This window comes from Mycobacterium colombiense, assembly GCF_003284935.1.
In the GTDB taxonomy this organism is placed as follows: Bacteria; Actinomycetota; Actinomycetes; order Mycobacteriales; family Mycobacteriaceae; genus Mycobacterium; species Mycobacterium arosiense_A.
This window is the reverse complement of record NZ_QMEV01000013.1, coordinates 64,698-91,016: the sequence shown is the minus strand read 5'-3', so window position 1 is coordinate 91,016 and position 26,319 is coordinate 64,698. Positions and strand designations below refer to the sequence as shown.

Here is a 26,319-nt window from a genome sequence, read left to right as displayed (position 1 = left end):
CGTTGTCAAGACCGCACGAAAGGCAAGGCCCCGTGGACCACGAGACCGAAACTGACACCCAGCTCGTCACCGAAACCCTGGTCGAAGAGGTATCGATCGACGGCATGTGCGGGGTCTACTGACCGTGCCCGCGCCCGCGCAGGCCCGGACGGCCCCCCCGTTCGATCCTGATCGCGGCTGGCGACTGCACCCGCAGGTGGCGGTTCGGCCGGAACCGTTCGGCGCGCTGCTCTACCACTTCGGTACCCGCAAGCTGTCGTTCCTGAAGAACCGCACCATCCTCACGGTGGTGCAGTCGCTGGCCGACCACCCCGACATCCGGTCCGCCTGCCGCGCGGCGGGAGTTCAGGACGCCGCGCAGGCGCCGTACCTGCATGCGCTCGGTGTGCTCGTCGATTCCAACATGCTGGTGCCCCGGGAGGACAACCAATGACCGCGCCATCGCAGGCACCCGTGCCGCGACTGATCGAGCAGTTCGAGCACGGGCTCGACGCACCCATCTGCCTCACCTGGGAGCTCACGTACGCCTGCAACCTGGCCTGCGTGCACTGCCTGTCCTCGTCGGGCAAGCGGGACCCGCGCGAGCTGTCCACCCGTCAGTGCATGGACATCATCGATGAGCTGGAACGCATGCAGGTGTTCTACGTCAACATCGGTGGCGGGGAACCCACTGTGCGCCCGGACTTTTGGGAGCTGGTCGACTACGCGACCGCCCACCACGTCGGGGTGAAGTTCTCCACCAACGGCGTGCGGATCACACCCGAGGTGGCCGCGCGGCTGGCCGCCAGCGACTACGTCGACGTCCAGATCTCGCTGGACGGTGCCACCGCCGAGGTCAACGACGCCGTGCGCGGACCCGGGTCGTTCGACATGGCGGTGCGGGCCCTGCAAAACCTTGCCGACGCCGGTTTCTCCGACGCCAAGATCTCCGTGGTCGTCACCCGGCACAACGTCGACCAGCTCGACGAATTCGCCGCGCTGGCAAGCCGTTACGGCGCCACGCTGCGGATCACCCGGCTGCGCCCGTCCGGGCGCGGCGCCGATGTCTGGGAAGAACTGCACCCCACCGCCGACCAGCAGGTCCAGCTGTATGACTGGCTGGTCGCCAAGGGCGAGCGGGTGCTCACGGGCGACTCCTTCTTCCACCTGGCCCCGCTCGGCGGGTCCGGCGCCCTGGCCGGCCTGAACATGTGCGGAGCCGGGCGCGTCGTGTGCCTGATCGACCCGGTCGGCGACGTCTACGCCTGCCCGTTCGCCATCCACGACCGCTTCCTGGCCGGAAACGTGGTGTCCGACGGGGGATTTGACAACGTCTGGAAGAACGCCCCGTTGTTCCGCGAGCTGCGCGAGCCGCAGTCGGCCGGCGCCTGCGGCAGCTGCGGGCACTACGACAGCTGCCGGGGTGGATGCATGGCCGCCAAGTTCTTCACCGGGCTGCCGCTGGACGGGCCGGACCCCGAATGCGTCCAGGGGCACAGCGCGGCGGCGCTGGCGCACGACCGCGAGACGCCGCGCCCCCGGGCCGACCACTCCCGCGGCAAGCGCATCCGCCAACCGGTGCCGCTCACCCTGTCGCTGCGGCCGCCGGCCATCACGCCGGCGACACCGCCGGCCCGCATGTGTAACGAAAGTCCGGTGTAACCATGGCCGACGCATGGTTTGAAACCGTCGCCATCGCGCAGCAACGCGCCAAGCGCCGGTTGCCGAAATCGGCGTATTCGTCGTTGATCTCGGCCAGCGAAAAGGGAGTCACGGTCTCCGACAACGTGGCAGCCTTCAGCGAACTCGGATTCGCCCCACACGTCATCGGCGCGCAGGAGAAGCGCGACCTGTCGACCAGTGTTATGGGACAAGACATTTCGCTGCCGGTGCTGATCTCGCCGACCGGCGTGCAGGCGGTGCACCCCGACGGTGAGGTCGCCGTCGCGCGGGCCGCCGCCGCCCGCGGCACCGCCATGGGGCTGTCCTCGTTCGCCAGCAAGCCGATCGAAGAGGTCATCGCGGCGAACCCCAAGGTGTTCTTCCAGGTGTACTGGCTGGGTGATCGCGACGCGATCGCCGCGCGGGTCGAGCGCGCCCGGGCGGCCGGGGCCGTGGGACTGATCGTGACCACCGACTGGAGCTTCTCGCACGGCCGGGACTGGGGCAGCCCGTCGATCCCGGAGAAGATGGACTTCAAGACCATCGTCAAGATGAGCCCGGAGGTCATCACCAAGCCGCGGTGGCTGCTGCAGTGGGCGAAGACCATGCGACCGCCGGAGCTGCGCGTGCCCAACCAGGGCCGTCGCGGCGAGCCCGGCCCCCCGTTCTTTCAGGCCTACGGGGAATGGATGGGTACGCCGCCGCCGACCTGGGAGGACATCGCCTGGCTGCGGGAGCTGTGGGGCGGGCCCTTCATGCTCAAGGGCGTGATGCGCGTCGACGACGCCAAAAGGGCGGTGGACGCGGGGGTTTCGGCCATTTCGGTGTCGAACCACGGCGGCAACAATCTGGACGGCACCCCGGCCTCGATTCGCGCCCTGCCCGCGGTGGCCGCGGCCGTCGGCGACCAGATCGAGGTGGTTCTCGACGGCGGTATCCGGCGCGGCAGCGACGTCGTCAAGGCGGTGGCGCTGGGGGCGCGCGCGGTGATGATCGGCCGGGCCTACCTGTGGGGGCTGGCCGCGGCCGGGCAACCGGGTGTGGAGAACGTGCTCGACATCCTGCGCGGTGGCATCGACTCGGCGCTGATGGGTCTGGGCCTGTCCTCGGTGCACGACCTCGGACCGGACCACATCCTGGTCCCGCCCGGGTTCACCCGGGCGCTGGGCGTGCCCTCGGGCGGCGGCGCTTAGCGGAAGCCCGGTTATCCAGGGCGGATATATCCGGATTAAGTGACGCTCGCGCAAATCGTGATACGGGCGGGGTAACCGTGACGGACGAGCCCACGATTCGAACGCCCGATGAACGACCGAAGAAAAAAAGTCATTTTGAAGCTTCAACAATCGGTGCACGCCAGGTGAATTCGTCCTACCATCACCGAGTGCCCGTACTCGGCGACTTGGGAACCGCGACGTCGAGCCAGCTATCAGACAAGGCGGCCTCGGTAATGGTTCCGCTGGGGTCGACCGAACAACACGGTCCCCACCTGCCGCTGGACACCGACACCCGGATCGCAACGGCGGTCGCCCGCGGCGCTCGAGGCCGTCTCGGCCACGAGTGGCTGGTGGCGCCGCCCCTGGCCTACGGAGCCAGCGGCGAGCACCAGAGCTTCGCCGGAACGATCTCGCTGGGCACCGAGGCGCTGACCACCCTGCTGGTCGAGTACGGCAGGTCAGCGGCCGAATGGGCCCGGCGGATCGTGTTCGTCAACGGCCACGGCGGCAATGTCACCGCGCTGCGCAGCGCGGTGGCCCTGTTGCGCACCGAGGGCCGCGACGCCGGCTGGTGCCCCTGCCTGGCCACCGGCGGCGACGCCCACGCCGGCCATACCGAAACATCGGTGCTGCTGCACATCTCGCCGGCCGATGTCCGGACCGATCGGCGGGTGGCCGGCAACACCGCACCGCTGCCCGAGTTGCTCGGGTCGATGCGCCGCGGGGGAGTGGCGGCGGTCAGCCCGGTCGGCGTCCTCGGTGACCCGACCACCGCCACCGCCGCCGAGGGCGAGCGGATCCTCACCGAGATGGTCGACGGCTGTGTCCGGCGAGTCGCCCGCTGGCGCCCCGGGCCCGACGGGATGCTGGCGTGACCGCGCCCCGGCTGCCCAACGGGTTCGCCGTTCAGGTCGATCGCCGGGTGCGGGTGCTCGGCGACGGCTCGGCGCTGCTCGGCGGTTCGCCCACCCGGCTGCTCAAGCTCGCTCCCGCCGCCCAGGACATGCTCTCGGACGGCCGGCTGAAGGTGCGCGATGAGCTGTCCGCCCAGCTGGCCCGCACCCTGCTGGACGCGACGGTGGCGCATCCCCGGCCCGCGGGCGGCCCGTCGCACCATGACGTCACGGTGGTAATTCCCGTGCGGGACAACCCATCTGGTGTGCGACGCCTGGTGAGTTCACTGCGCGGCCTGCGCGTCGTCGTGGTGGACGACGGCTCGTTTCCCCCGATTGTCCCCGACGACTTCGTCGGCGCGCATTGCGACATCGAGGTGCTGCGACACGACCGCAGCAGGGGCCCGGCGGCGGCCCGCAACACCGGGCTCAGGGCGTGCCGGACGGACTTCGTCGCCTTCTTGGACTCCGACGTCGCCCCGCGCCGGGGCTGGCTGGAGGCCCTGCTCGGGCACTTCTGCGATCCCACGGTCGGCCTCGTCGCGCCCCGCATCGTCGGCCTGTCGCACAGCGAGAACGTGGTGGCACGCTACGAGGCGGTGCACTCCTCGCTCGACCTCGGTGAGCGCGAAGCGCCCGTGCTGCCGCACAGCACGGTGTCGTATGTGCCCAGCGCGGCGATCATCTGCCGGTGCTCGGCGATCCGGGAGGTCGGCGGGTTCGACGAGACCCTGCAGTCCGGTGAGGACGTCGACCTGTGCTGGCGGCTCATCGAGGCGGGCGCTCGGCTGCGCTACGAACCGATCGCCCTGGTCGCCCACGACCACCGCACCGAATTGCGGGATTGGCTGGCGCGCAAAGCCTTTTACGGCGGCTCGGCGGCCCCGCTGTCGGTGCGCCACCCGGACAAGACGGCGCCGGTGGTGATCTCCGGCTGGGCGCTGATGACCTGGATCCTGATGGCCTTCGGGTCCACCCTGTCGCGGCTGGCGTCCATCCTGCTCGCCGTGGTGACCGGTCGGCGGATCGCGCGGGCGATGCGCACCGCCGAGACGTCGATGACCGACGTCGCGATGATCGCGGGCCGCGGCCTGTGGTCGGCGGCGCTGCAGCTGGCGTCGGCGCTGTGCCGGCACTACTGGCCACTGGCACTGGTGGCCGCCACCATGTCGCGTCATTTCCGGCGGGTGGTCCTGGTCGCGGCCGTCATGGACGGGGTGGTCGACTGGCTTCGCCGCCGCGACGCCATCGGCGACGATGTCGAACCGATCGGGCTGCCCACCTACCTGTTGCTCAAGCGCGTCGACGACCTCGCGTACGGGCTCGGATTGTGGTGGGGTGTGCTGCGGGAACGCAACGTGCGAGCCCTAAAACCCCAGATCCGGAATTAATCGCACCTTGACCCGCCCTTGAGTAACGCCGTCTCGCACAGCGATGTGCTGATCGTCGGCGCGGGCAGCGCAGGATCGGTTGTTGCGGAACGTCTTTCCGCCGATCCGCAATGTTCGGTGAGCGTCCTGGAGGCGGGCCCGGCGCTCGACGACCCGGGGCTGCTCGCCCAGACCACCAACGGCTTGCAATTGCCGATAGGCGTCGGCAGCCCGCTGGTCCGGCGGTACCAGACCCGGCTCACCGACGAACCCGCCCGCCAGCACCCCATCGTGCGCGGGGCGACCGTGGGCGGATCGGGCGCGATCAACGGCGGCTACTTCTGCCGGGGGTTACCGCGCGACTTCGAGCGCATGGCCATACCGGGCTGGGGCTGGCCCGAGGTGCTGGACAGCTTCCGCGCCATCGAGACCGACCTGGACTTCGACGGTCCCGCGCATGGGCGCAGCGGCCCCATCCGGGTGCGCCGCACGCGCGACATGACCGGGACCACCGAGCGTTTCATCGGCGCCGCCCAGCGCGGGGGGTTCGGCTGGATCGCCGACCTCAATGACGCTGCAACAGAACGGGTTTCGGGAATCGGCGCCGTCCCGCTCAACATCGTCGACGGCGTGCGACGGGGTTCCGGGTCGGAATACCTCATCCCGGCGCTGCGCCGGCCGAACCTGACCGTGCATGCGCGGACCCGGGCGGCCCGCCTGCGTTTTTCCGGCACCGCCGCGGTGGGCGTGGACGCGATCGGCCCGCACGGCCGGGTGACCTTCACCGCCGACCGGGTGGTGTTGTGCGCGGGCGCGATCGAAACGGCGCACCTGCTGATGCTCTCGGGCATCGGTGACGAGGCCATGCTGACCGCCGCCAGCGTGCCGGTGCTGGCGCCGCTGCCGGTGGGGACGTCGTTCAGCGACCACGCCGAATGGGTGCTGCCCACGGATTGGACGGTGGCCCCCGGCCGGCCGGTGCTCGAGGTGGTGCTGTGCACCGCCGACGGTCTCGAGATCCGGCCGTACACCGGTGGATTCGTGGCGATGACCGGTGACGGCACCGCCGGACATGCCGACTGGCCACACCTCGGCGTGGCGCTGATGCAACCACGCGCGCGGGGGCGCATGACGCTGGTCTCGGCCGATCCCGAGGTGTCGCCGCGCATCGAACACCGCTACGACAGCGAGCCCGACGACGTCGCGGTGCTGCGCCGGGGCAGCGAGCTGGCCCGCGAATTGGCCGGTGGCACAGTCGATGCCACGGCGGTGGTCTGGTCGACCTCGCAACATCTCTGCGGCACCGCACCGATGGGTGCCGACGGCGACCCGCGGGCCGTCGTCGACCCGCGGTGCCGAGTCCTCGGCATCGACAACCTGTGGGTGATCGACGGCTCGATCCTGCCGGCGATCACCAGCCGCGGGCCGCACGCCACGATCGTGATGATCGGGCATCGGGCCGCGCAGTTCGTACAGTGAAGACCCGGGTGGGCGGGCCGCGACGCGGTAACCGAATCCTCGGCACCACGGCGGCCCGCCCGAAGAGGCGGCGACTCTCGTGCGGTCCACGTAGATGGCCACGACAAGTGGCTGTGCGCGCGCAGGTGTGCGTCGCGCGAACAATGCGTCGCAATATTCGTGGACGGCACGACCGCCATCTCATTCTTCGATAGCCCGTGCGTGTCTGTTGTCAGTTACCTCCTTTCGCCGGACTGCGAACGACGTTGGCACGGCGGAGGGGAACGCTGCCGCGCCCACACCGGGGAGGCCGGCCATCGGCCATCGGCGGCACGCGGGCACGTCGAGCGCCTGACGCGCGTCGGCGCGATGGAGACCAGGGTGGACGTGCGGCGCCGCTCACGGCGCGCCGCGGGCAACTCGCAGTTGCGGTATCGAACCGGCACGCTCGGTCGCCGCAGGCGCATCCATTCGGCCTCCACGATCGCCGCCGCCTCACGGATCGCCGCACATGCCGGCTCGACCCCGCTGGTAACGCCCATCAACACCACATCCACCTCGGGAGTACAGAGATGACTTGTATCTGTCGATATACATCCCTGATACCAGAATCGGCGGGCCGTTGCAAGGCTTTCGGGGCGCCGCCACGCACGTTGAAACCGCTGTCGGACAACGGCATTGGCCGTGCCCGAAAGGGGGCTCAGTGACGTGACAGCAATCGCCGCACCGGCCGCAGCTGACGGCCGTCGCGGCCGGGAGCCCACACCCCGATCGCCAGCGCGGCGACGGCGACGATCGCGGCCATCGTGATGGTGGAGGCGTGCAGGGCCGCCAGGAACGCGGACTTGCTGATGTCGGCCAGCTGCCGGCCCTGCGGTCCGAGCCGCCCGGCGATCTCGACCGCCTTGGCCAGCGAGTCGGTGGCCTGACCCCGGACCGGTGCGGGAAACCCCGACAGCCGCGGTGCGAGCTCGTGCGAGTAGCGACCGGCCAGGATGGAACCGGCCACCGCGATGCCCAGCGCGCCGCCCATCTCGCGGGACGTGTCGTTGACCGCGGAGGCGACGCCCTGCTTCTCGTCGGGAACCGCACCCATGATCGCCGAGGTCGTCGGTGCCGTGCAGATTCCGATACCGGTCGCGAGAATGAGGGTGGGCCAGGCGAATTCGAGGTAGGTGGAGTGCAGGTCCAGCCAGTACATGCACCCGAACCCGACCGCCATCAGCAAGGTGCCGACGAACAACACCAGCCGCAGACCCAGCTTGGGCACATACCAGAACGACAGGGCCGAGAAGATGCCCAGCGGCGCCATGAACGGCCCGAACGCGGTCGCCGTCGCCAGCGCGGAGTAACCCATGATCTGCTGCACGTACTGCATGCCGATGTAGAAGAACCCGAAGGTGGCGCCGAACAGGATGACGATCGCGGTCACCCCGGTGGTGAAGTTCGGGTCGGCGAACAAGCGGACATCCAGCAGTGGTTGCCGGCCGCGGGCCGCCAGGCGCAACTCAAGGGCGCCGAATGCCGCGGCCATGACCGCGCCGACGGCCAACCCGCCCCACACCAGTGGGTCGCTCCACCCGCGCCCGGGCGCCTCCAGGATGGCGGCTACCGCGACGGCGACCGCCACGCCGATCAGGACCGCGCCCGGCGCGTCGACCCGGGGCGCCCCCGCGTCGCGCGACGATGCCACGGTCCAGGCCAGCGCGAAAATCACCAGGCCGGCGATGCCCAGGGACCAGAAGATGGCATGCCAGTCCCAAAAGCGAAGCAGCAGGCCAGAACCGAGCATGCCCAGCACGCCACCGGAACCGGCCGTCCCCGCCCAGATGCCAACGGCCTTGGTGCGCTCGTCTTTTGGATAGGCCACCGTCAGCAGCGACAGCGTGGCAGGCATGACGAACGCGGCGCCGATCCCGGCCACCGCCCGGCCCGCGATGATCTGGGACGGGTTGTGCAGCAGCGCCGGTGCCATCGAGCCGATCGAGAACACCAGCAGGCCGATCAGCAGCGCGCCGCGCCGGCCGTAGCGGTCACCGATCGCGCCGGCCGGCAGCAGCAGGCAGGCCAGCGCCACGGTGTAGCCGTCGACGACCCAGTTCAGTTGCGACGCGGTGGCCGACGTGGCCACCGCCAGGTCGCCGAGCGCGGTGTTCAAGGCCGTCATCGACGCCACGACCAGGGCGACACCCATGCAGGCGACGGCCAGCGTCCAGTTTCGGGCCCGGAAGCTACCGCCGATGGCGATCCCGTCAGTACGCTGGTCATTCCGGACGAGGGTTTCGACCATGCGGCGCGCCTCCTTAAGGGTGGGCCAAGTTTCGAGACCAATAGTCTTGTAGATAGACCGATAGTCTTGTTTTCAAACAGGAGGCCGCAATTACCACCGGGACGTCCGATCCGCGCCCGGCTCGGTCACGAGCCAGGCTGCTGGAAGCCGCCGTCGCGCTGCTGCGCGCCGGGGGTCCCAGCGCGGTGACGGTCGACGCGGTCACCCGCACCGCCAACGTGGCCCGGGCAACCCTGTATCGTCACTTCCCGAGCGGAAACGATTTACTGGCAGCGGCTTTCAACAGCCTGATACCGGCATCACCCACCCCACCGGCCGAGGGTTCGCTGCGCGACCGGCTTGTCGCGGTGGTGCTGGCCCAGGCCGAGGCCGTTGCCCTGGCGCCCACCATGATGACCGCCATGTCCTGGCTCGCGCTGGGTCGCGACCTGGAAGGCATGCCCGAGCCGCGGCGCGCCCACAACGCCGACAGCGCGGCCATCACCACCCTGCGCGAGCGCATCGCCCAGCAGTACGCGGAGCCCTTCGACGCCATCTTCGACAGCCCCGAGGCCGCCCAACTGGGGGAGGTGGACCGGTCGCGGGCGATCGCCCTGCTGATCGGGCCGCTGGTGCTGGGCCGGCTGTCCACCCTGCCCGACTTCGACTACCGGCAATGCGCGCTGGAGGCCGTCGACGGCTTCCTGCACGTCCAGTGCGCCCGATCCGGCGCGGCGAACATCGAATCGGCGGGGGCCTGAGGCCCGGCGTCCCGCCGGCTCAACGCCTCTGACCAGTGCGTTTATGCTACGGTGCTACCGTCTGCCAGGCGGGTGCGGCGGATTCGGACCGGGATCCCGGCCGAATTTTGTTCGGGCCCGATCTTCAGGCATACTGTTCAGGTTGCCTTGAGCCGGGTTTGCGCCTGGTCGGGCATACGACCAGCGTCCAAACGGGCGCGTCCGGTCCCATCCTTTGAGAGCGACGAATTTCGGTCGCGGATGAGGCTGCGTGAGGGTGACACGCCCGACCGCGGGGGCCGGTGGACCACGACAGGTAAACAGCGGCGCAATATCCGGCGCAACGCTCGATCGGCCCAGAGTTGGCCGGCCCGATCGGCGCGCCGGTGGCACCAGGCCCGGGTTTCGGGCCTCAACAGGAGTGAGGGTAGGAGAAGCGTGGCGGGACAGAAGATCCGCATCAGGCTTAAGGCCTACGACCATGAGGCTATTGACGCGTCGGCGCGCAAGATCGTCGAGACCGTCGTCCGCACGGGTGCCAGTGTTGTAGGTCCGGTGCCGCTGCCGACTGAGAAGAACGTGTATTGCGTCATCCGCTCACCGCACAAGTACAAGGACTCGCGGGAGCACTTCGAGATGCGCACGCACAAGCGGCTGATCGACATCCTCGACCCGACGCCGAAGACCGTCGACGCGCTGATGCGCATCGACCTTCCGGCCAGTGTCGACGTCAACATCCAGTAGGAGATCCAGACTCATGGCAAGAAAAGGCATTCTGGGTACCAAGCTGGGCATGACGCAGGTGTTCGACGAGAACAACAGGGTCGTGCCGGTGACGGTCGTCAAGGCCGGCCCGAACGTGGTGACCCGGATCCGTACCCCCGAGCGCGACGGCTACAGCGCCGTGCAGCTGGCCTACGGCGAGATCAGTCCCCGCAAGGTCAACAAGCCGGTGACCGGTCAGTACGCCGCCGCTGGCGTCAACCCGCGCCGGTTTTTGGCCGAGCTGCGACTGGAAAACCCCGAGGCGGCCGCCGAATACGAAGTCGGCCAGGAGCTGACGGCGGAGATCTTCGCCGACGGCGCCTACGTCGACGTTACGGGCACCTCCAAGGGCAAGGGCTTCGCCGGCACCATGAAGCGCCACGGCTTCCGCGGTCAGGGCGCCAGCCACGGTGCCCAGGCGGTGCACCGGCGGCCCGGCTCCATCGGCGGCTGCGCCACCCCCGCCCGGGTGTTCAAGGGCACCCGGATGGCGGGCCGGATGGGTAGCGACCGGGTGACCGTCCAGAACCTGTTGGTGCACAAGGTCGATACCGAGAACGGCGTGCTGTTGATCAAGGGCGCGGTCCCCGGCCGCACCGGTGGACTCGTGGTGGTCCGCAGCGCGGTCAAGCGAGGTGAGAAGTAATGGCATCGTTGAAGATTGACGTCAAGACGCCGGACGGCAAGGTCGAGGGCTCGATGGAGTTGCCGGCCGAATTGTTCGATGCGCCCGCCAACATCGCGCTGATGCACCAGGTCGTCACCGCACAGCGGGCGGCGGCGCGTCAGGGCACGCACTCGACCAAGACCCGCGGCGACGTCAGCGGCGGCGGCCGTAAGCCGTACCGGCAGAAGGGAACCGGTAGGGCCCGTCAGGGTTCGACGCGCGCCCCGCAGTTCACCGGTGGTGGCATCGTGCACGGCCCCAAGCCCCGCGACTACAGCCAGCGCACGCCCAAGAAGATGATCGCCGCGGCGTTGCGCGGCGCCCTGTCCGACCGGGCGCGCAACGGCCGCATCCACGCGATCACCGAGCTGGTGTCGGGTCAGACGCCGTCGACCAAGAACGCCAGGGCGTTTCTGGGCACGCTGACCGACCGCAAGCAGGTGCTGGTCGTGATCGGCCGCAGCGACGAGGCCGGCGCCAAGAGCGTGCGCAACCTGCCCGGTGTGCACCTGCTGACTCCCGACCAGCTCAACACCTATGACGTGCTGCGCTCCGACGACGTGGTGTTCAGCGTTGAGGCGCTGCGCGCCTATATCGCCGGGGCCACCGGCGGTGCCGACAAGGATGTGGAGGTAACGGCGTAGATGGCGACCATCACTGACCCCCGCGACATCATTCTGGGCCCGGTCATCTCGGAGAAGTCCTATTCGTTGCTCGACGACAACGTGTACACGTTTGTGGTGCACCCCGATTCGAACAAGACGCAGATCAAGATCGCTATCGAGAAGATCTTCTCCGTCAAGGTCGCATCGGTGAACACCGCGAACCGGCAAGGTAAGCGCAAGCGCACCAGGACCGGCTTCGGCAAGCGCAAGAGCACCAAGCGGGCCATCGTCACGCTGGCGCCGGGTAGCAAGCCGATCGATCTGTTCGGGGCACCGGCGTAGCCGCCGCGAGAGGAAGACCGGATTAGACATGGCAATTCGTAAGTACAAGCCGACGAGCCCAGGCCGCCGCGGCTCGAGCGTGTCCGATTTCTCCGAGGTCACTCGTTCCACCCCGGAGAAGTCGCTGGTGCGCCCGCTGCACGGTCACGGTGGCCGGAACGCGCACGGCCGCATCACCACCCGCCACAAGGGTGGCGGCCACAAGCGCGCCTACCGGGTGATCGACTTCCGCCGCAACGACAAAGACGGCGTGAACGCCAAGGTCGCGCACATCGAGTACGACCCCAACCGCACCGCCAACATCGCGTTGCTGCACTTCCTGGACGGCGAGAAGCGCTACATCATTGCGCCGCAGGGCCTTTCGCAGGGCGACGTGGTGGAGTGCGGGCCGAACGCCGACATCAAGCCGGGCAACAACCTGCCGCTGCGCAACATCCCGGCCGGTACCGTCATCCACGCCGTGGAGCTGCGGCCGGGCGGCGGTGCCAAGCTGGCGCGGTCGGCCGGGTCGAGCATCCAGTTGCTCGGTAAAGAGGGCACCTACGCGTCGCTGCGTATGCCCAGCGGCGAGATCCGCCGCGTCGACGTGCGCTGCCGCGCCACCGTCGGCGAGGTCGGCAACGCCGAACAGGCGAACATCAACTGGGGCAAGGCCGGCCGGATGCGGTGGAAGGGCAAGCGCCCCTCCGTCCGTGGTGTGGTCATGAACCCGGTGGACCACCCGCACGGTGGTGGCGAGGGCAAGACCTCCGGTGGTCGCCACCCGGTGAGCCCGTGGGGCAAGCCCGAGGGCCGCACCCGTCACCCGAACAAGGCCAGTAACAAGCTCATTGTCCGACGCCGGCGCACCGGCAAGAAGCACGGTCGCTAGGAAGTCAGGAGTAGCACATGCCACGCAGCCTGAAGAAGGGCCCGTTCGTCGATGGCCACCTGCTCAAGAAGGTGGACACGCAGAACGAGAAGAACACCAAACAGGTGATCAAGACATGGTCGCGGCGTTCGACGATCATTCCTGACTTCATCGGCCACACCTTCGCCGTCCACGACGGACGCAAGCACGTCCCGGTGTTCGTCACCGAGGCGATGGTCGGCCACAAGCTTGGTGAATTCGCGCCCACCCGCACCTTCAAGGGACACATCAAGGACGACCGGAAGGCCAAACGGCGATGACCACAACGGAATTCCCATCGGCGGTGGCCAAAGCACGGTTCGTGCGGGTGTCGCCGAGAAAGGCGCGCCGGGTGATCGACCTGGTGCGCGGCCGCTCGGTGGCCGACGCGCTGGACATCTTGCGCTGGGCGCCGCAGGCGGCCAGTGAGCCGGTGGCCAAGGTGATCGCCAGTGCCGCGGCCAACGCGCAGAACAACAACGGGCTGGACCCGGCGACCCTGGTGGTCGCCACCGTCTACGCCGACGAGGGCCCCACCGCCAAGCGCATCCGCCCGCGCGCCCAGGGCCGTGCGTTCCGGATCCGCAAGCGCACCAGCCACATCACCGTCGTGGTGGAAAGCCGGCCGGGCAAGGACCAGGGGTCGGCGAAGTCGACCCGGGCCCGTCGCGCCGAGGCCAGCAAGGCCGCCGCGAAGGCCCCCGCCAAGAAAGCACCGGCCAACAAGGCACCCGCCAAGAAGGCGGCCGCCAAAGCGCCCGCGAAGAAGGCCGCCAAGAAAGCCACCGAGAAAGCCGAAGCCAAGACGTCTGAGACCTCTGACGCGAAGGGAGGCTCAGACTAGTGGGCCAGAAGATCAATCCGCACGGTTTCCGGCTGGGCATCACCACCGACTGGAAGTCGCGCTGGTACGCCGACAAGCAGTACGCCGACTACGTCAAGGAAGACGTCGCCATCCGGCGGCTGCTCTCGACCGGCCTCGAGCGGGCCGGGATCGCCGACGTGGAGATCGAGCGCACCCGCGACCGGGTCCGGGTCGACATCCACACCGCGCGCCCCGGCATCGTCATCGGCCGCCGCGGCACCGAGGCCGACCGGATCCGTGCCGACCTGGAGAAGCTGACCGGCAAGCAGGTTCAGCTCAACATCCTCGAGGTGCGCAACCCGGAGTCGCAGGCGCAGCTGGTGGCCCAGGGCGTCGCCGAGCAGCTGAGCAACCGCGTGGCGTTCCGCCGGGCGATGCGTAAGGCGATCCAGTCGGCGATGCGCCAGCCCAACGTCAAGGGCATCCGGGTGCAGTGCTCGGGCCGTCTCGGCGGCGCCGAGATGAGCCGCTCGGAGTTCTACCGCGAGGGCCGGGTGCCGCTGCACACGCTGCGCGCCGACATCGACTACGGCCTGTACGAAGCCAAGACCACCTTCGGCCGGATCGGCGTGAAGGTGTGGATCTACAAGGGCGACATCGTCGGTGGCAAGCGCGAATTGGCCGCGGCCGCTCCGGCAGGCGCCGAGCGTTCGCGCCGCGAGCGTCCGTCGGGCACCCGTCCGCGTCGCAGCGGCGCTTCGGGCACCACGGCGACCAGCACCGAGGCCGGCCGCGCGGCCGCCAGCGCCGAAGAGGGCACTGCGGCCGCGGCGGCCCAGTCCGCACCCGCTGCAGAACCACAAAGCACGGAGAGCTGAATCATGTTGATTCCCCGCAGGGTTAAACACCGCAAGCAGCACCACCCCCGCCAGCGCGGCATCGCCAGTGGCGGCACCGCGGTGAACTTCGGTGACTACGGCATCCAGGCCCTCGAGCACGCCTACGTCACCAACCGGCAGATCGAGTCCGCTCGTATCGCCATCAACCGGCACATCAAGCGTGGCGGCAAGGTGTGGATCAACGTCTTCCCGGACCGGCCGCTGACCAAGAAGCCCGCCGAAACCCGCATGGGTTCGGGTAAGGGTTCGCCGGAGTGGTGGGTCGTCAACGTCAAGCCGGGCCGGGTGCTGTTCGAACTCAGCTACCCCAACGAGCAGACCGCCCGGGCGGCGCTGACCCGCGCGATCCACAAGTTGCCGATCAAGGCCCGCATCGTGACTCGAGAGGATCAGTTCTGATGGCAGTGGGAATTTCGCCTGGCGAACTGCGTGAGCTCACCGAAGAGGAGCTGACCGAGCGGTTGCGCGAATCCAAGGAAGAGCTGTTCAATCTGCGTTTCCAGATGGCGACCGGACAGCTCACCAACAACCGCCGGCTCCGCACGGTGCGTCAGGAGATCGCGCGCGTCTACACCGTGCTGCGCGAACGAGAACTGGGCCTGGCATCCGGGCCCGACGGTAAGGAATCGTGATGGCAGAAGCCAAGAAGGCTGCCCCCAAGAAGGCCGCCGCAATCGAGGCCGCGTCGAAGGACAAGGGCCCCAAGCACACTCCGGCCAACCCGAAGGTGCGGGGACGGCGCAAGGTGCGCATCGGCTACGTGGTGAGCGACAAGATGCAGAAGACCATCGTGGTCGAGCTCGAGGACCGCGTGCGTCACCCGCTGTACGGCAAGATCATCCGGACCACCACGAAGGTCAAGGCGCACGACGAGAACAGCACGGCCGGAATCGGTGACCGCGTCTCGTTGATGGAGACGCGCCCGACGTCGGCGACCAAGCGCTGGCGTCTCGTCGAAATTCTGGAAAAGGCTAAGTAACCCGCCGGCGTATTCGCGTTCGCCGAGCGTAACCTCACTGCGAAAGAACGCCGGAATTTTCGCAGTGGCGTTACGCTCGGCGCATGTCTGGTGACTTCAGCGGCAAGATCGAGCTCGACATCCGGGATTCCGAACCGGACTGGGGGCCCTACGCCGCTCCGACGGCGCCGGCCGACGCGCCCAACGTGCTGTACCTGGTGTGGGACGACACGGGCATCGCGACCTGGGACTGCTTCGGCGGCCTGGTGGAGATGCCGGCCATGTCACGCATCGCCGAGCGCGGCGTCCGGCTCTCGCAGTTCCACACCACCGCGCTGTGCTCGCCGACCCGGGCGTCGCTGCTCACCGGGCGCAATGCCACCACCGTCGGCATGGCCACCATCGAGGAGTTCACCGAGGGCTTCCCCAACGCCAACGGCCGCATACCCTTTGAGACGGGGCTGCTCTCCGAGGCGCTCGCGGAGCAGGGCTACAACACGTACTGCGTGGGCAAGTGGCACCTGACGCCGCTCGAGGAATCCAATCTCGCCGCGACCAAGCGGCACTGGCCGACGTCGCGTGGCTTCGAACGGTTCTACGGATTCCTCGGCGGTGAAACCGACCAGTGGTATCCCGACCTGGTGTACGACAACCACCCGGTGAGCCCCCCGGGCACCCCGGAGGACGGCTACCACCTCTCCAAGGACCTGGCCGACAAGACCATCGAATTCATCCGCGACGCCAAAGTGATTGCGCCCGAGAAGCCTTGGTTCTCCTACGTGTGCCCCGGCGCCGGGCATGCGCCGCACCACGTCTTCAAAGAATGGGCGGACCGTTACGCCGGCCGCTTCGACATGGGCTACGAGCGCTACCGCGAGGTCGTGCTGGAGCGGCAGAAGGCGCTCGGAATCGTGCCGCAAGACACCGAACTGTCACCGGTCAACCCGTATCTGGACGTGAAGGGGCCGGGCGGTGAGCCGTGGCCGCTGCAGGACACGGTGCGGCCCTGGGAATCGCTGAATGACGAAGAGAAGAAGCTGTTCGCCCGGATGGCCGAGGTGTTCGCCGGGTTCCTCAGCTACACCGACGCCCAGATCGGCCGCATCCTGGACTATCTCGAGGATTCGGGCCAGCTGGACAACACCATCATCGTGGTCATCTCCGACAACGGCGCCAGCGGCGAAGGTGGCCCGAACGGGTCGGTCAACGAGGGCAAGTTCTTCAACGGCTACATCGACACGGTCGAAGAGAGCATGAAGCTGTTCGACCACCTCGGCGGCCCCGAGACCTACAACCATTACCCGATCGGCTGGGCGATGGCCTTCAACACCCCCTACAAGCTCTACAAGCGGTACGCCTCCCATGAGGGCGGCATCGCCGACACGGCAATCATCTCGTGGCCCAACGGAATTGCCGCGCACGGAGAGGTCCGCGACAACTACGTCAACGTCTGCGACATCACCCCGACCGTCTACGACCTGCTGGGCATGGCGCCGCCGCAGACCGTCAAGGGCATCGCCCAGAAACCGCTGGACGGCGTGAGTTTCAAGGCGGCCCTTGCCGATCCGGGCGCCGACACGGGCAAAAGCACCCAGTTCTACACCATGCTGGGCACCCGCGGGATCTGGCACCGGGGCTGGTTCGCCAACACCATACATGCGGCGACGCCGGCGGGCTGGTCGCATTTCGACGCCGACCGCTGGGAACTGTTCCACATCGAGGCCGACCGCAGCCAGTGCCACGATCTGGCCGCCGAAAACCCGGACAAACTCGAAGAACTCAAGGCGCTGTGGTTCTCGGAGGCGGACAAATACAACGGGCTGCCGCTGGCGGATCTGAATATTCTCGAGACGCTGGGGCGCTCGCGGCCGTACCTGGTCAGCGACCGCAACAGCTACATCTACTATCCCGACTGCGCCGACGTGGGCATCGGTGCCGCCGCCGAAATCCGCGGGCGGTCGTTCTCGGTGCTCGCCGAGGTGACCGTCGACACCACCGGCGCCGAGGGCGTGCTGTTCAAGCAGGGCGGCGCGCATGGCGGGCACGTGCTGTTCATCCAGGACGGCCGGCTGCACTACGTGTACAACTTCCTCGGCGAGCGCCACCAGGAGGTGTCGTCGTCGGACGCCGTGCCGCTGGGCCGACATCTGTTCGGGGCCAGCTATTCACGCACCGGGACGGTCGAGAACAGTCATACGCCGCTGGGCGATGTCACCTTGTTCATCGACGACAATGTCGTCGGCACGCTGCCCGGGGTGACCACCCATCCGGGCACCTTCGGGCTGGCGGGCGCCGGCATTACGGTCGGGCGCAACGGCGGGTCGGGAGTGTCCAGCCGTTACAAGGCGCCGTTCACCTTCACCGGCGGCACCATCACCCAGGTCACCGTCGACCTGTCGGGGCGGCCCTACGTGGACGTGGAAGCCGAAATCGCACTTGCGTTTTCGCGGGACTGATGGGTACCCCGATGACCGCCGGGCCGACGGGGCCGCAGGCACCGGCCGGTGCCCGAGGACGGCAAATCGCCATTGCGTTCGGGATCGTCGCCTCCCTCGTCGTCATCTATGTGCTCTCGCTGATCGCCGTGCACCTGCTGGCCAAATCGGCGCCCGCGCTGCCCGCGGTGGACCTGAGCAAGGTCGAGGCCGAGGACAGCGTCGTGCAGGTGCGGCTGGAGAAGCTGGACACCGTCGCGAACCGGCTGACGGTCAATGTGCTGGTCTACCCCAAAGACACGTTGTACGACAAGAACTTCGGGGTGCTGACGACCGACGCGGCGGTGCGGCTGTATCCCGACAACGACCTCGGCGACCTGCAGTACCCGGTCGGCAAGGCGCCCGCGCAGGTGACCACCACCATCGAGGCGCACGGCGATCCCGCGAACTGGCCGTTCGACTCGTACCGGACCGGGGTCATCTCGGCCGACGTGTTCACCGGGTCGGGCGCGAACAAGGAGAAGACCGCCGCGCGCGTCGAAGCGACCGGGGGGTTGGACGGGTGGGATGCCACCGTCACCCGCGTCCACGACGCCGAAGACAACAACCCGGATCTCAAGGATGACGTGGTCATCACGCTGCACCGGGCCAAGGGGCAGCTGATCTTCGATGTAGGGATCTGCCTGGTCCTGATCTCGTTGCCCGTGTTGGCGTTGTGGGTCGCCATCCCGGTGGCGCTGGGCCGGACGTCGTTCCTGCCGCCGCTCACCACGTGGTACGGCGCAATGCTTTTCGCGATCGTCCCGCTGCGCAACATCCTGCCCGGCAGCCCGCCCTACGGTTCGTGGGTGGACCAGGCGATCGTGCTGTGGGTATTGATCGGGCTGGTCACCGCGCTGACGCTGTTCCTGGTCGGCTGGTGGCGACAGCGCGATCGAAAAACGCCCACCCGGACCTAGTTTCGCTCATTCGGGCCTGGGTGCGTCCACCGAGGTGATCGCGTCGACCGCGCCGGACACCCTCGCCTGGAAATCGGGCGAGAGCGGGATGTAGCCGCTCTTGGCCAGTTCGGTCTGGCCGGGTCCGATGGCCGCCTGCAGAAAAGCCTTGACCGCCTTGGCCACATCGAAGGTGGGGTACTTGGAGCAGACGATCTCGTAGGTCGCCAACACGATCGGGTAGACGTCGGGCTGGGCGGGGTTGTAGAACGACGACAGGTCGAGCACCAGATCGTTGCCGGCGCCGGTGATCTTGGCGCCCTTGATGGTTTTGCCGACGGTGTCGGTGCCGATCCGGACGGGGCGCAACGACCTGCGGCTGGCCGGCGTCTTGATCTCGGCCGCGAACAGCCCCTGCTGGAGCGCGAACGACAGTTCGTTGTAGCCGATCGCCCCCTCGGTGCTCTTCACGGCGGCCGCGATGCCGGTGTTGCCGACGGCGCCGGAGCCGACGCCGCCGTTGAAGGCCTTGCCCGCGCCCTTGGCCCAGACCCCGCCGGACGCGGACTGCAGGTAGGCCTGGAAGTTGTCGGTGGTGCCCGAACCGTCGCTGCGGTAGATGACGTGGATGTCCTCGGCCGGCATGGAGGCGTTGAGCAAGGTCAGGGCGGGGTCGTCCCAGCGCGTGATGGTGCCGTTGAATATCTTGGCCAGCGTGGGCGCGTCGAGCACCAGCGAGTCGACGGCGGCGAGGTTGTAGGTGATGGCCAGCGGGCCGAACACCACCGGCAGGTTCCAGGCGTCGGCACCGCCGCACCGCTGTCTGGCGGCGGCGTACTGGTCACCCGACAGCGGGGTGTCCGATCCAGCGAAATCCGTTCTGCCGGAAAGGAAGTCGGAGATCCCATTGCCCGATCCGTTGGCGGTGTAGTTCAGGGTCTGCCCGGAGCAGGCCTGGCGATAGGCATCGACGAACCGGGTCATCGCGTTGGCTTGGGCGGTCGAGCCGCTGGCCGCCAGGGCCTGCTTGCCGCCGCAGTCGACCTTGGCCCCGGCGGTAGACGGCAGGCTTGCGGGGGAGTTGCTGCATGCCGCGACCACGGTGGCGGCCACCAGAACACCGGTGGCCGGTGCCCAACGCTTGCGCTTCACACCCGACATTTACCGCCACCGGCTTAACAGGCAAACAAACTCCGGATGAACTGGTGCGCCGGCCGGCCGCGTACCGCTAGTGGGCGCGGTGCGGGCCGCGACGAGCACCGAGGCCCCCGCATCCGTTTCGCTGAGCTGTGCGCGCCGCCGCGGATGCTTGGGGAAATTACCTAAACGTGACGAATTTTCTAACTTCCCCCGCGCCGAGCGCGAGTTCGCTAGCATCCGTCCTCGAGTGTCCGAATTCGCCACGGAGGTGTTGACCGATGACCCACCACGCACCGCCCTCGCCACCGCCTCCGGCGCCCTCGGAGCAACCACCCGCGGCGCCCCCGCCGGCGTCCGCGCCCGATCGGCGGAAGCGGCGCAGGATCGTCGCCGTGGCGGCCGTCGCGGGCTTCCTCGCCGTCTACGTGCTGTCGCTGTTCGGGGTGCACCTGCTCGCGAAATCGGGGGGCCCGCTCAAGCCCCCGGACCTCAACGCCACCAATGACACCGTCGTGCTGGTGCGCCTCGAAAAGCTGGACACCACCGCGAACCGACTGACGGTGAAGGTCCTGGTGATCCCCGAGGAGTCGATGTTCGACAAGCGCCTCGAGGTGCTCAAGACCGACACCGCGGTGCGCATGGATCCCCCGAACGACCTCGGCGACCTGCAGTATCCGGCCGGCAAGTCACCGGCGCAGGTGGCGACCACCATCGAGGCGCGCGGCGACCCGAACAACTGGCCGTTCGATTCCTACCGCACCGACGCCCTGTCCGCCGATGTGCTTGTCGGCCAGGGCGATGCGCGCCGCTACATTCCCGCTCGGGTGGAGGTCACCGGCGGCTTGGACGGCTGGGACGTCATCGTCCAGCGCGTCGGCGAGGCCAGCCAGGACTCCGATCGCGCCGACAACGTCGTCATCACGCTGCATCGGGCCAAGGGGCCGCTGATCTTCGACCTCGGCATCTGCCTGGTCCTGTTCGCGCTGCCCGCGTTGGCGTTCGCCGTGGTCATCCAGATCGCCTTGGGCAGAAGGAAATTCGTGCCCCCGTTCGTCACGTGGTTTGCCGCCATGTTGTTCGCCGTCATACCTATCCGCAACTTCTTGCCGGGGGCGCCCCCGCCGGGAGCGTGGATCGACCAAGTCCTGGTGATCTGGGTGTTGATCGCGCTGGTCGCGGCGATGGCCCTCTACATGCTCACCTGGTACCGGCAATCCGACTGACGCGCCTCGCCGGCGTAGCCTGGCGGGGTGCTCACCGAGCTGGTCGACCTCCCGGGCGGGTCATTCCGCATGGGATCGACCAACTTCTACCCCGAAGAGGCGCCAATCCACACCGTGACGGTGGCTCCCGTCGCGGTGGAACGGCACCCGGTGACCAACGCGCAGTTCGCCGAATTCGTCGCCGCCACCGGGTATGTGACGGTGGCCGAGCAGCCGATCGACCCGGCGCTGTATCCGGGAGCGGACCCCGGCGAGTTAGTCCCGGGCGCAATGGTTTTCCGTCCCACCGCTGGCCCGGTCGACCTGCGCGACTGGCGGCAGTGGTGGCAGTGGGTGCCGGGGGCGAGTTGGCGTCACCCGTTCGGCCCCGACAGCGATGTCGCGGACCGCGGCGATCACCCGGTGGTGCAGGTGGCGTATCCGGACGCGACGGCCTATGCGCGCTGGGCCGGCCGGCGCCTGCCGACCGAGGCCGAATGGGAGTACGCGGCCCGGGCCGGGTCGGCGACCACCTACTCGTGGGGTGAGGAGGCCACCAGCGGGGGCCGGCTGATGGCCAACACCTGGCAGGGCAGCTTCCCGTACCGCAACGACGGGGCGCTCGGCTGGGTGGGGACGTCACCGGTAGGGGCCTTCGCCCCCAACGCTTTTGGTCTCGTCGACATGATCGGCAACGTGTGGGAGTGGACGGCCACCGAATACTCCGCGCATCACCGGCTCGACCTGCCGCCCAAGTCCTGCTGCACCCCGTCGGGGCCCGCCGATCCGTCCGTCAACCAGACGCTGAAGGGCGGCAGCCACCTGTGCGCACCGGAGTACTGCCACCGGTACCGTCCGGCCGCCCGGTCACCGCAATCGCAGGACTCCGCGACGACGCACATCGGGTTTCGCTGCGTGGCCGACTCGTCGCCTAGTTAGCAAATCGGCAACTCTTGGTTGGCCGGTCGCGGCCTGGCCCACTCAACGGGCGAAATGAACGGTGCGTGGCCGTGGGGTGACAGGCGCCTGATGCGTTTCTGGACAGGCGCTTTCGCCGCGCGGTTGCCCGCATCATTCCGCTAGCATCTGACGGCGTGTCGCCCATGTCCGACCGGACGCCGCCCGCGGCGTCGCCGCGGCGCCAGCAAGCCTCGTGGGGTGTCCGCCGTCGTGTTGCTCGCGGCGGCCGGCAATGACCACCGAGGCCCCCACGAAGAAGCGCGAGGCGCCGCGGATCGCGATCGGTGTGTGCATTCTCGCGGGCGTCATCATCGTCTATGTCCTGTCGCTTTTCGGCGTGCATTTTTTGCAGCGATCCGAGGGGCCGCTGCCGCCACTGGACCTGAGCCAGGGCGGCGGGGACGCCACGATCGTGCAGCTGCGCCTCGAAGAGCTGAAGCCGGTGGCCAACCGCCTGTCCGTCGAGGTGCTCGCCTATCCCGGAGTTGCCCAGTACGACAACCGCTTTGACGTACTGGCCAACGACGTCGCGGTGCGTCTTTATCCCACAAGCGATCTGGGGGATCTGCAATACCCCAAGGGCAAAGCGCCGGACCAACTGAGCACCACGATCGAGGCGCACGGCGATCCCGGAAACTGGCCGTTCGACTCCTACCAGACCGAGCCGATCGCCGCCGACGCGTTCGTGGGCACCGGCGAGGGCCGCAGGAAGGTCCCCGCCCGCGTCGAGGTGACCGGCGCGCTGGACGGCTGGCAGGTGAGCGTCAACCGCATGCACGACCCCAGCGCGCTGCCCACCTCGCGCGCGACCGACAGCGGCAACGTGGTGATCACCCTGAAACGGGCCAAGGGGCCGCTGATCTTCGACCTGGGCATCTGCCTGGTGTTGGTCAGCCTGCCCACCCTGGCCCTGCTGGTCGCCATTCCGATGGCGCTGGGGAGAAGGAAGTTCCTGCCGCCGTTCGCCACCTGGTACGCCGCGAACCTGTTCGCCATCGTCCCGCTGCGCAACATCCTGCCCGGGGCGCCGCCGCCCGGGTCGTGGACCGACCAGGCGATCGTGCAGTGGGTGCTCATCGCGCTGGTCACGGCCATGACGCTGTACATCGTCGCGTGGATCCGGCAGGGCGACTGACCATACGTGTCGGGGCCCGATGGCATAATCGAACGTATGTTCGAGTGGTGGTATGCCTCGCGGGAGACGCCGGAGTCGGCGGCGCTGCTGGCTCGGGTGCGCGAGGCGGGGTGCGCGGAGGCGCGGGCGGCCGCGGAGCGGTTGGTGGCCGTCGGTGAGCTGCTGGTGTTGCGCTGCCGCGAGTCGGGGGAGCGCGCGGATTGGGCGGCGGACGCGTGGGAGGCGGTGGCCGCGCAGGTGGGTGCGGCGTTGGGGTGCAGCGTGGCGATGGGCCATAGCTATGTGCGGTATGCGATGGCGATGCGGGATCGGTTGCCGCGGGTCGGTGCGGTCTTTCGGGCCGGGCACATCGATTACCGGGCGTTTCAGACGGTCGTGTTTCGCACCGACTTGATCACCGATGAGGAGGTGCTGGCCCGCGTCGACGCGCAGGTTGCCGCACTGGTGTCGCGGCGGCCGTCGCTGACCCGGGGAGCGCTGGGCGCCGCGGTGGACCGGCTGGTCGCCGTGGTCGATGCCGACGCGGTGCGCCGGGCCAAGGACGCACTGCGCGATCGCTACGTGGATGTGCTGTCCAACGAGTCGGGGATGGCATATGTGACCGGCAGCGTCCTGGCCACCGACGGGCTGGCCCTGGATCGGCGCCTCGATGCGCTGGCCGCCACGGTGTGTGAGGCGGATCCGCGCACGGTCACGCAGCGGCGCGCGGATGCGTTGGGGGCGTTGGCCGCCGGCGCTTCGCGTTTGATGTGTGGTTGCGGGAGTGCCGACTGCGCGGCGGCTGCGCCGAACGGGGTCAAGAGCAACGTGGTGATCCACGTGATCGCCGAGCAGGCCAGCCTCGAGGGCACGGCGCCGACGCCGGCGGTGGTGCCGGGGGTGGAAGGGCTCATCCCGGCCGAAGTAATCGCGCAGCTGGCCACCTCGGCGCGGCTGATGCCGCTGATCGCCCCGAGCGGCGCCGAAACCCGTTACACCCCCTCGGCCGCGCTGGCCGATTTCGTGCGCTGCCGGGATCTGACGTGTCGGGCCCCGGGCTGCGACCGGCCGGCCGGCGAGTGCGATCTCGACCATACGGTCCCGTACGCCGACGGCGGCGCGACGCACGCCTCCAACCTCAAGGCGCTGTGCCGCGGCCACCATTTGATGAAGACGTTTTGGGGCTGGCGCGACCGCCAACTGCCCGACGGCACGGTCATCTGGACGCTGCCCGGCGGGCACACCTACGTCACCACCCCGGGCAGCGCGCTGCTGTTTCCCCAGCTGTGCGCCCCCACCGGTGACGTTCGAGTGACGGCGGCACCGCCGCCCGACTACTGCACCGAACGCGCCGCCATGATGCCCAGACGTTGCCGCACCCGGGCCCAAGACCGCGCCCATCGCGTCGCCGCCGAACGGCGGCACAACCGCGACGCCCGCCTGGCCCGGACCACCCCGCCGGCCGGCCACGCCTGGCCCACCACCCACGGGTTCGACGAGGACCCGCCACCCTTTTAGGTGCAGAATCGACCCATCTCGACCGCCTTGGCGCAGAATTTGGCTCTGAGCTGGTCGTCCCCTAGACTCTAGGGGTTGCCTTGGGCAGACCTCGGCCGGTGCGAATCGGCCCCGCGTGCCCTTCGGTGACAAAGACCGCGCACGTCAGGTTTTTTGGTGGGTCATGCCCGCCGAATGCCCGCCCAGGTGGGTTCTCCTGCCGTGCACACGCAACCAGGTCAGGAGATCGAGTGATTCAGCAGGAATCGCGACTGAAGGTCGCCGACAACACCGGCGCCAAGGAGATCTTGTGCATCCGTGTGCTCGGCGGCTCGTCGCGACGCTACGCCGGCATCGGTGATGTCATCGTCGCCACCGTCAAGGACGCCATCCCCGGCGGCAACGTCAAGCGCGGAGACGTCGTCAAGGCCGTCGTGGTGCGCACGGTCAAGGAGCGCCGCCGTCCCGACGGCAGCTACATCAAGTTCGACGAGAACGCCGCGGTGATCATCAAGCCCGACAACGACCCGCGCGGGACGCGCATCTTCGGGCCGGTGGGCCGCGAGCTGCGCGAGAAGCGGTTCATGAAGATCATCTCGCTTGCCCCGGAGGTTTTGTAAATGAAGGTCCGCAAAGGCGACACCGTCCTGGTCATCGCCGGCAAGGACAAGGGCGCCAAAGGCAAGGTGCTGCAGGCTTACCCGGAACGCGACCGAGTGCTGGTCGAGGGCGTCAACCGGATCAAGAAGCACACCGCGATTTCGACCAACCAGCGCGGAGCGCAGTCGGGCGGCATCGTCACGCAGGAAGCCCCCATCCACGTCTCCAACGTGATGGTCGTCGACTCGGACGGTAAGCCCGCCCGCGTCGGTTACCGGGTCGACGAGGAGACCGGCAAGCGGGTTCGTATCTCCAAGCGCAACGGCAAGGACATCTGATGAGTACTGCAGAAAAGGTTCAGCCGCGCCTGAAAGAGCGCTACCGCAGCGAGATTCGCGATTCGCTGCAGCAGCAGTTCGGCTACGGCAACGTCATGCAGATCCCGACGGTGACCAAGGTCGTCGTCAACATGGGCGTCGGCGATGCGGCGCGCGACGCGAAGCTGATCAACGGCGCGGTCAGCGACCTGAGCCTGATCACCGGGCAGCGCCCCGAGATTCGTCGCGCGCGCAAGTCCATCGCGCAGTTCAAGCTGCGTGAGGGCATGCCGATCGGTGCGCGGGTCACCCTGCGCGGCGACCGGATGTGGGAGTTCCTGGACCGCCTCACCTCGATCGCGCTGCCCCGTATCCGCGACTTCCGTGGGCTGTCGCCCAAGCAGTTCGACGGTGTCGGCAACTACACCTTCGGGCTCGCCGAGCAGTCGGTGTTCCACGAGATCGACGTGGACAAGATCGACCGGGTCCGCGGCATGGACATCAACGTCGTCACCTCGGCGACGACCGACGACGAAGGACGAGCGCTGTTGCGGGCCCTCGGCTTTCCGTTCAAGGAAGAACCTCAAAGGGGAAATTGAGC

30 protein-coding genes are annotated in these 26,319 nt (G+C 68.4%); 28 read left to right on the top strand and 2 right to left on the bottom strand.

The features are described 5' to 3' along the window. Positions 1–32 precede the first annotated feature (32 nt). From mftA to mftG, 7 genes are all read left to right on the top strand, one after another. On the top strand, positions 33–122 hold the full coding sequence (gene mftA, locus DQP57_RS09350; protein ID WP_007773607.1) for a mycofactocin precursor MftA: 90 nt from the start codon (positions 33–35) through the stop codon (positions 120–122). Beyond that, positions 107–433, top strand: a complete 327-nt coding sequence (gene mftB, locus DQP57_RS09345; RefSeq protein WP_205869075.1) for a mycofactocin biosynthesis chaperone MftB — start codon at positions 107–109, stop codon at positions 431–433. The genes mftA and mftB overlap by 16 nt, the downstream gene beginning before the upstream one ends. Then, on the top strand, positions 430–1,641 hold the full coding sequence (gene mftC, locus DQP57_RS09340; RefSeq protein ID WP_112632695.1) for a mycofactocin radical SAM maturase: 1,212 nt from the start codon (positions 430–432) through the stop codon (positions 1,639–1,641). Before mftB ends, mftC begins: the two co-directional genes overlap by 4 nt. 2 nt (positions 1,642–1,643) lie before the next feature. Beyond that, positions 1,644–2,834, top strand: a complete 1,191-nt coding sequence (mftD, locus tag DQP57_RS09335) for a pre-mycofactocin synthase MftD (RefSeq protein ID WP_067180967.1) — start codon at positions 1,644–1,646, stop codon at positions 2,832–2,834. A 164-nt stretch (positions 2,835–2,998) separates the two neighbouring features. Continuing rightward, positions 2,999–3,730, top strand: a complete 732-nt coding sequence (mftE, locus tag DQP57_RS09330) for a mycofactocin biosynthesis peptidyl-dipeptidase MftE (RefSeq protein ID WP_112632694.1) — start codon at positions 2,999–3,001, stop codon at positions 3,728–3,730. Next, positions 3,727–5,139, top strand: a complete 1,413-nt coding sequence (gene mftF, locus DQP57_RS09325; RefSeq protein ID WP_112632693.1) for a mycofactocin biosynthesis glycosyltransferase MftF — start codon at positions 3,727–3,729, stop codon at positions 5,137–5,139. The genes mftE and mftF overlap by 4 nt, the downstream gene beginning before the upstream one ends. Before the next feature lie 18 nt (positions 5,140–5,157). Beyond that, positions 5,158–6,597, top strand: coding sequence for a mycofactocin dehydrogenase MftG (gene mftG, locus DQP57_RS09320; protein WP_112632692.1), 1,440 nt, complete (start codon positions 5,158–5,160; stop codon positions 6,595–6,597). Between the two features lie 679 nt (positions 6,598–7,276). Here mftG and DQP57_RS09315 read toward each other — a convergent pair. Continuing rightward, positions 7,277–8,866, bottom strand: a complete 1,590-nt coding sequence (locus DQP57_RS09315) for an MFS transporter (protein ID WP_112632691.1) — start codon at positions 8,864–8,866, stop codon at positions 7,277–7,279. A gap of 140 nt (positions 8,867–9,006) precedes the next feature. Between DQP57_RS09315 and DQP57_RS09310 the strand changes: the two genes are divergently transcribed. From DQP57_RS09310 to DQP57_RS09240, 14 genes are all read left to right on the top strand, one after another. Then, complete coding sequence (locus DQP57_RS09310; protein WP_205869080.1) at positions 9,007–9,606, top strand: TetR/AcrR family transcriptional regulator; 600 nt, start codon at positions 9,007–9,009, stop codon at positions 9,604–9,606. A 417-nt stretch (positions 9,607–10,023) separates the two neighbouring features. After that, positions 10,024–10,329, top strand: coding sequence for a 30S ribosomal protein S10 (gene rpsJ / locus DQP57_RS09300; RefSeq protein WP_003873519.1), 306 nt, complete (start codon positions 10,024–10,026; stop codon positions 10,327–10,329). 13 nt (positions 10,330–10,342) lie between these two features. Beyond that, positions 10,343–10,996, top strand: a complete 654-nt coding sequence (rplC, locus tag DQP57_RS09295; protein WP_066869357.1) for a 50S ribosomal protein L3 — start codon at positions 10,343–10,345, stop codon at positions 10,994–10,996. Continuing rightward, positions 10,996–11,661, top strand: a complete 666-nt coding sequence (gene rplD, locus DQP57_RS09290; protein WP_112632689.1) for a 50S ribosomal protein L4 — start codon at positions 10,996–10,998, stop codon at positions 11,659–11,661. Before rplC ends, rplD begins: the two co-directional genes overlap by 1 nt. Beyond that, on the top strand, positions 11,662–11,964 hold the full coding sequence (gene rplW / locus DQP57_RS09285; protein ID WP_007773589.1) for a 50S ribosomal protein L23: 303 nt from the start codon (positions 11,662–11,664) through the stop codon (positions 11,962–11,964). It begins immediately after the preceding gene. A gap of 28 nt (positions 11,965–11,992) precedes the next feature. Next, complete coding sequence (rplB, locus tag DQP57_RS09280; RefSeq protein ID WP_007773586.1) at positions 11,993–12,835, top strand: 50S ribosomal protein L2; 843 nt, start codon at positions 11,993–11,995, stop codon at positions 12,833–12,835. Positions 12,836–12,852: 17 nt separating this feature from the next. Next, entirely contained in the window at positions 12,853–13,134 is a 282-nt protein-coding gene (rpsS, locus tag DQP57_RS09275; protein ID WP_007773585.1) for a 30S ribosomal protein S19, read from the top strand. Then, positions 13,131–13,697, top strand: coding sequence for a 50S ribosomal protein L22 (rplV, locus tag DQP57_RS09270; protein WP_112632688.1), 567 nt, complete (start codon positions 13,131–13,133; stop codon positions 13,695–13,697). Before rpsS ends, rplV begins: the two co-directional genes overlap by 4 nt. Further along, positions 13,697–14,536, top strand: coding sequence for a 30S ribosomal protein S3 (rpsC, locus tag DQP57_RS09265; protein ID WP_112632687.1), 840 nt, complete (start codon positions 13,697–13,699; stop codon positions 14,534–14,536). Before rplV ends, rpsC begins: the two co-directional genes overlap by 1 nt. A 3-nt stretch (positions 14,537–14,539) precedes the next feature. Further along, positions 14,540–14,956, top strand: a complete 417-nt coding sequence (rplP, locus tag DQP57_RS09260; protein WP_007773582.1) for a 50S ribosomal protein L16 — start codon at positions 14,540–14,542, stop codon at positions 14,954–14,956. Further along, the gene (gene rpmC, locus DQP57_RS09255) at positions 14,956–15,189 is read left to right on the top strand and encodes a 50S ribosomal protein L29 (RefSeq protein WP_055401869.1); all 234 of its coding nucleotides are present in this window, start codon (positions 14,956–14,958) and stop codon (positions 15,187–15,189) included. Before rplP ends, rpmC begins: the two co-directional genes overlap by 1 nt. Continuing rightward, a complete protein-coding gene (gene rpsQ, locus DQP57_RS09250; RefSeq protein ID WP_112632686.1) occupies positions 15,189–15,536 on the top strand; it encodes a 30S ribosomal protein S17 in 348 nt (115 codons plus the stop codon). The genes rpmC and rpsQ overlap by 1 nt, the downstream gene beginning before the upstream one ends. Positions 15,537–15,619: 83 nt before the next feature. Next, positions 15,620–17,971, top strand: coding sequence for an arylsulfatase (locus DQP57_RS09245; RefSeq protein WP_112632685.1), 2,352 nt, complete (start codon positions 15,620–15,622; stop codon positions 17,969–17,971). Between the two features lie 11 nt (positions 17,972–17,982). Beyond that, entirely contained in the window at positions 17,983–18,909 is a 927-nt protein-coding gene (locus tag DQP57_RS09240; protein WP_112632710.1) for a DUF4436 domain-containing protein, read from the top strand. 6 nt (positions 18,910–18,915) lie between these two features. Here the strand turns inward: DQP57_RS09240 and pstS are convergent, their stop codons facing one another. After that, positions 18,916–20,049 carry a phosphate ABC transporter substrate-binding protein PstS gene (gene pstS / locus DQP57_RS09235; RefSeq protein ID WP_112632684.1) on the bottom strand — a complete coding sequence of 378 codons (1,134 nt, stop codon included), beginning with the start codon at positions 20,047–20,049 and terminating at the stop codon, positions 18,916–18,918. 257 nt (positions 20,050–20,306) lie between these two features. Here pstS and DQP57_RS09230 point away from each other — a divergent pair, with 257 nt between their 5' ends. The 7 genes from DQP57_RS09230 (at position 20,307) to rplE (ending at position 26,317) form a co-directional block, all read left to right on the top strand. Further along, positions 20,307–21,251 (top strand): DUF4436 domain-containing protein, encoded by a 945-nt coding sequence (locus DQP57_RS09230; RefSeq protein WP_112632683.1) that lies wholly within the window; start codon positions 20,307–20,309, stop codon positions 21,249–21,251. A gap of 27 nt (positions 21,252–21,278) precedes the next feature. Continuing rightward, entirely contained in the window at positions 21,279–22,169 is an 891-nt protein-coding gene (locus DQP57_RS09225; protein ID WP_112632682.1) for a formylglycine-generating enzyme family protein, read from the top strand. Positions 22,170–22,422: 253 nt separating this feature from the next. Continuing rightward, positions 22,423–23,325, top strand: coding sequence for a DUF4436 domain-containing protein (locus tag DQP57_RS09220; RefSeq protein ID WP_112632681.1), 903 nt, complete (start codon positions 22,423–22,425; stop codon positions 23,323–23,325). 36 nt (positions 23,326–23,361) lie between these two features. Next, complete coding sequence (locus DQP57_RS09215; RefSeq protein WP_112632680.1) at positions 23,362–24,822, top strand: HNH endonuclease signature motif containing protein; 1,461 nt, start codon at positions 23,362–23,364, stop codon at positions 24,820–24,822. Positions 24,823–25,052: 230 nt separating this feature from the next. Beyond that, entirely contained in the window at positions 25,053–25,421 is a 369-nt protein-coding gene (gene rplN, locus DQP57_RS09210; protein WP_003403649.1) for a 50S ribosomal protein L14, read from the top strand. Next, positions 25,422–25,739, top strand: a complete 318-nt coding sequence (rplX, locus tag DQP57_RS09205) for a 50S ribosomal protein L24 (protein WP_066999320.1) — start codon at positions 25,422–25,424, stop codon at positions 25,737–25,739. It abuts the gene before it with no gap. Beyond that, entirely contained in the window at positions 25,739–26,317 is a 579-nt protein-coding gene (gene rplE, locus DQP57_RS09200) for a 50S ribosomal protein L5 (RefSeq protein WP_112632679.1), read from the top strand. The genes rplX and rplE overlap by 1 nt, the downstream gene beginning before the upstream one ends. Positions 26,318–26,319 lie beyond the last annotated feature (2 nt).

Bases quoted from the DNA above. Each gene is read 5' to 3' on its own strand.
- mftC (WP_112632695.1), top strand. From the start codon at position 430: ATGACCGCGCCATCGCAGGCACCCGTGCCGCGACTGATCGAGCAGTTC.
- mftD (WP_067180967.1), top strand. From the start codon at position 1,644: ATGGCCGACGCATGGTTTGAAACCGTCGCCATCGCGCAGCAACGCGCC.
- DQP57_RS09315 (WP_112632691.1), bottom strand. From the start codon at position 8,866: ATGGTCGAAACCCTCGTCCGGAATGACCAGCGTACTGACGGGATCGCC.
- rplC (WP_066869357.1), top strand. From the start codon at position 10,343: ATGGCAAGAAAAGGCATTCTGGGTACCAAGCTGGGCATGACGCAGGTG.
- rplD (WP_112632689.1), top strand. From the start codon at position 10,996: ATGGCATCGTTGAAGATTGACGTCAAGACGCCGGACGGCAAGGTCGAG.
- rplW (WP_007773589.1), top strand. From the start codon at position 11,662: ATGGCGACCATCACTGACCCCCGCGACATCATTCTGGGCCCGGTCATC.
- rplB (WP_007773586.1), top strand. From the start codon at position 11,993: ATGGCAATTCGTAAGTACAAGCCGACGAGCCCAGGCCGCCGCGGCTCG.
- rpsS (WP_007773585.1), top strand. From the start codon at position 12,853: ATGCCACGCAGCCTGAAGAAGGGCCCGTTCGTCGATGGCCACCTGCTC.
- rplV (WP_112632688.1), top strand. From the start codon at position 13,131: ATGACCACAACGGAATTCCCATCGGCGGTGGCCAAAGCACGGTTCGTG.
- rplP (WP_007773582.1), top strand. From the start codon at position 14,540: ATGTTGATTCCCCGCAGGGTTAAACACCGCAAGCAGCACCACCCCCGC.
- rpmC (WP_055401869.1), top strand. From the start codon at position 14,956: ATGGCAGTGGGAATTTCGCCTGGCGAACTGCGTGAGCTCACCGAAGAG.
- rpsQ (WP_112632686.1), top strand. From the start codon at position 15,189: ATGGCAGAAGCCAAGAAGGCTGCCCCCAAGAAGGCCGCCGCAATCGAG.
- DQP57_RS09245 (WP_112632685.1), top strand. From the start codon at position 15,620: ATGTCTGGTGACTTCAGCGGCAAGATCGAGCTCGACATCCGGGATTCC.
- DQP57_RS09240 (WP_112632710.1), top strand. From the start codon at position 17,983: ATGACCGCCGGGCCGACGGGGCCGCAGGCACCGGCCGGTGCCCGAGGA.
- pstS (WP_112632684.1), bottom strand. From the start codon at position 20,049: ATGTCGGGTGTGAAGCGCAAGCGTTGGGCACCGGCCACCGGTGTTCTG.
- DQP57_RS09230 (WP_112632683.1), top strand. From the start codon at position 20,307: ATGACCCACCACGCACCGCCCTCGCCACCGCCTCCGGCGCCCTCGGAG.
- DQP57_RS09220 (WP_112632681.1), top strand. From the start codon at position 22,423: ATGACCACCGAGGCCCCCACGAAGAAGCGCGAGGCGCCGCGGATCGCG.
- DQP57_RS09215 (WP_112632680.1), top strand. From the start codon at position 23,362: ATGTTCGAGTGGTGGTATGCCTCGCGGGAGACGCCGGAGTCGGCGGCG.
- rplX (WP_066999320.1), top strand. From the start codon at position 25,422: ATGAAGGTCCGCAAAGGCGACACCGTCCTGGTCATCGCCGGCAAGGAC.
- rplE (WP_112632679.1), top strand. From the start codon at position 25,739: ATGAGTACTGCAGAAAAGGTTCAGCCGCGCCTGAAAGAGCGCTACCGC.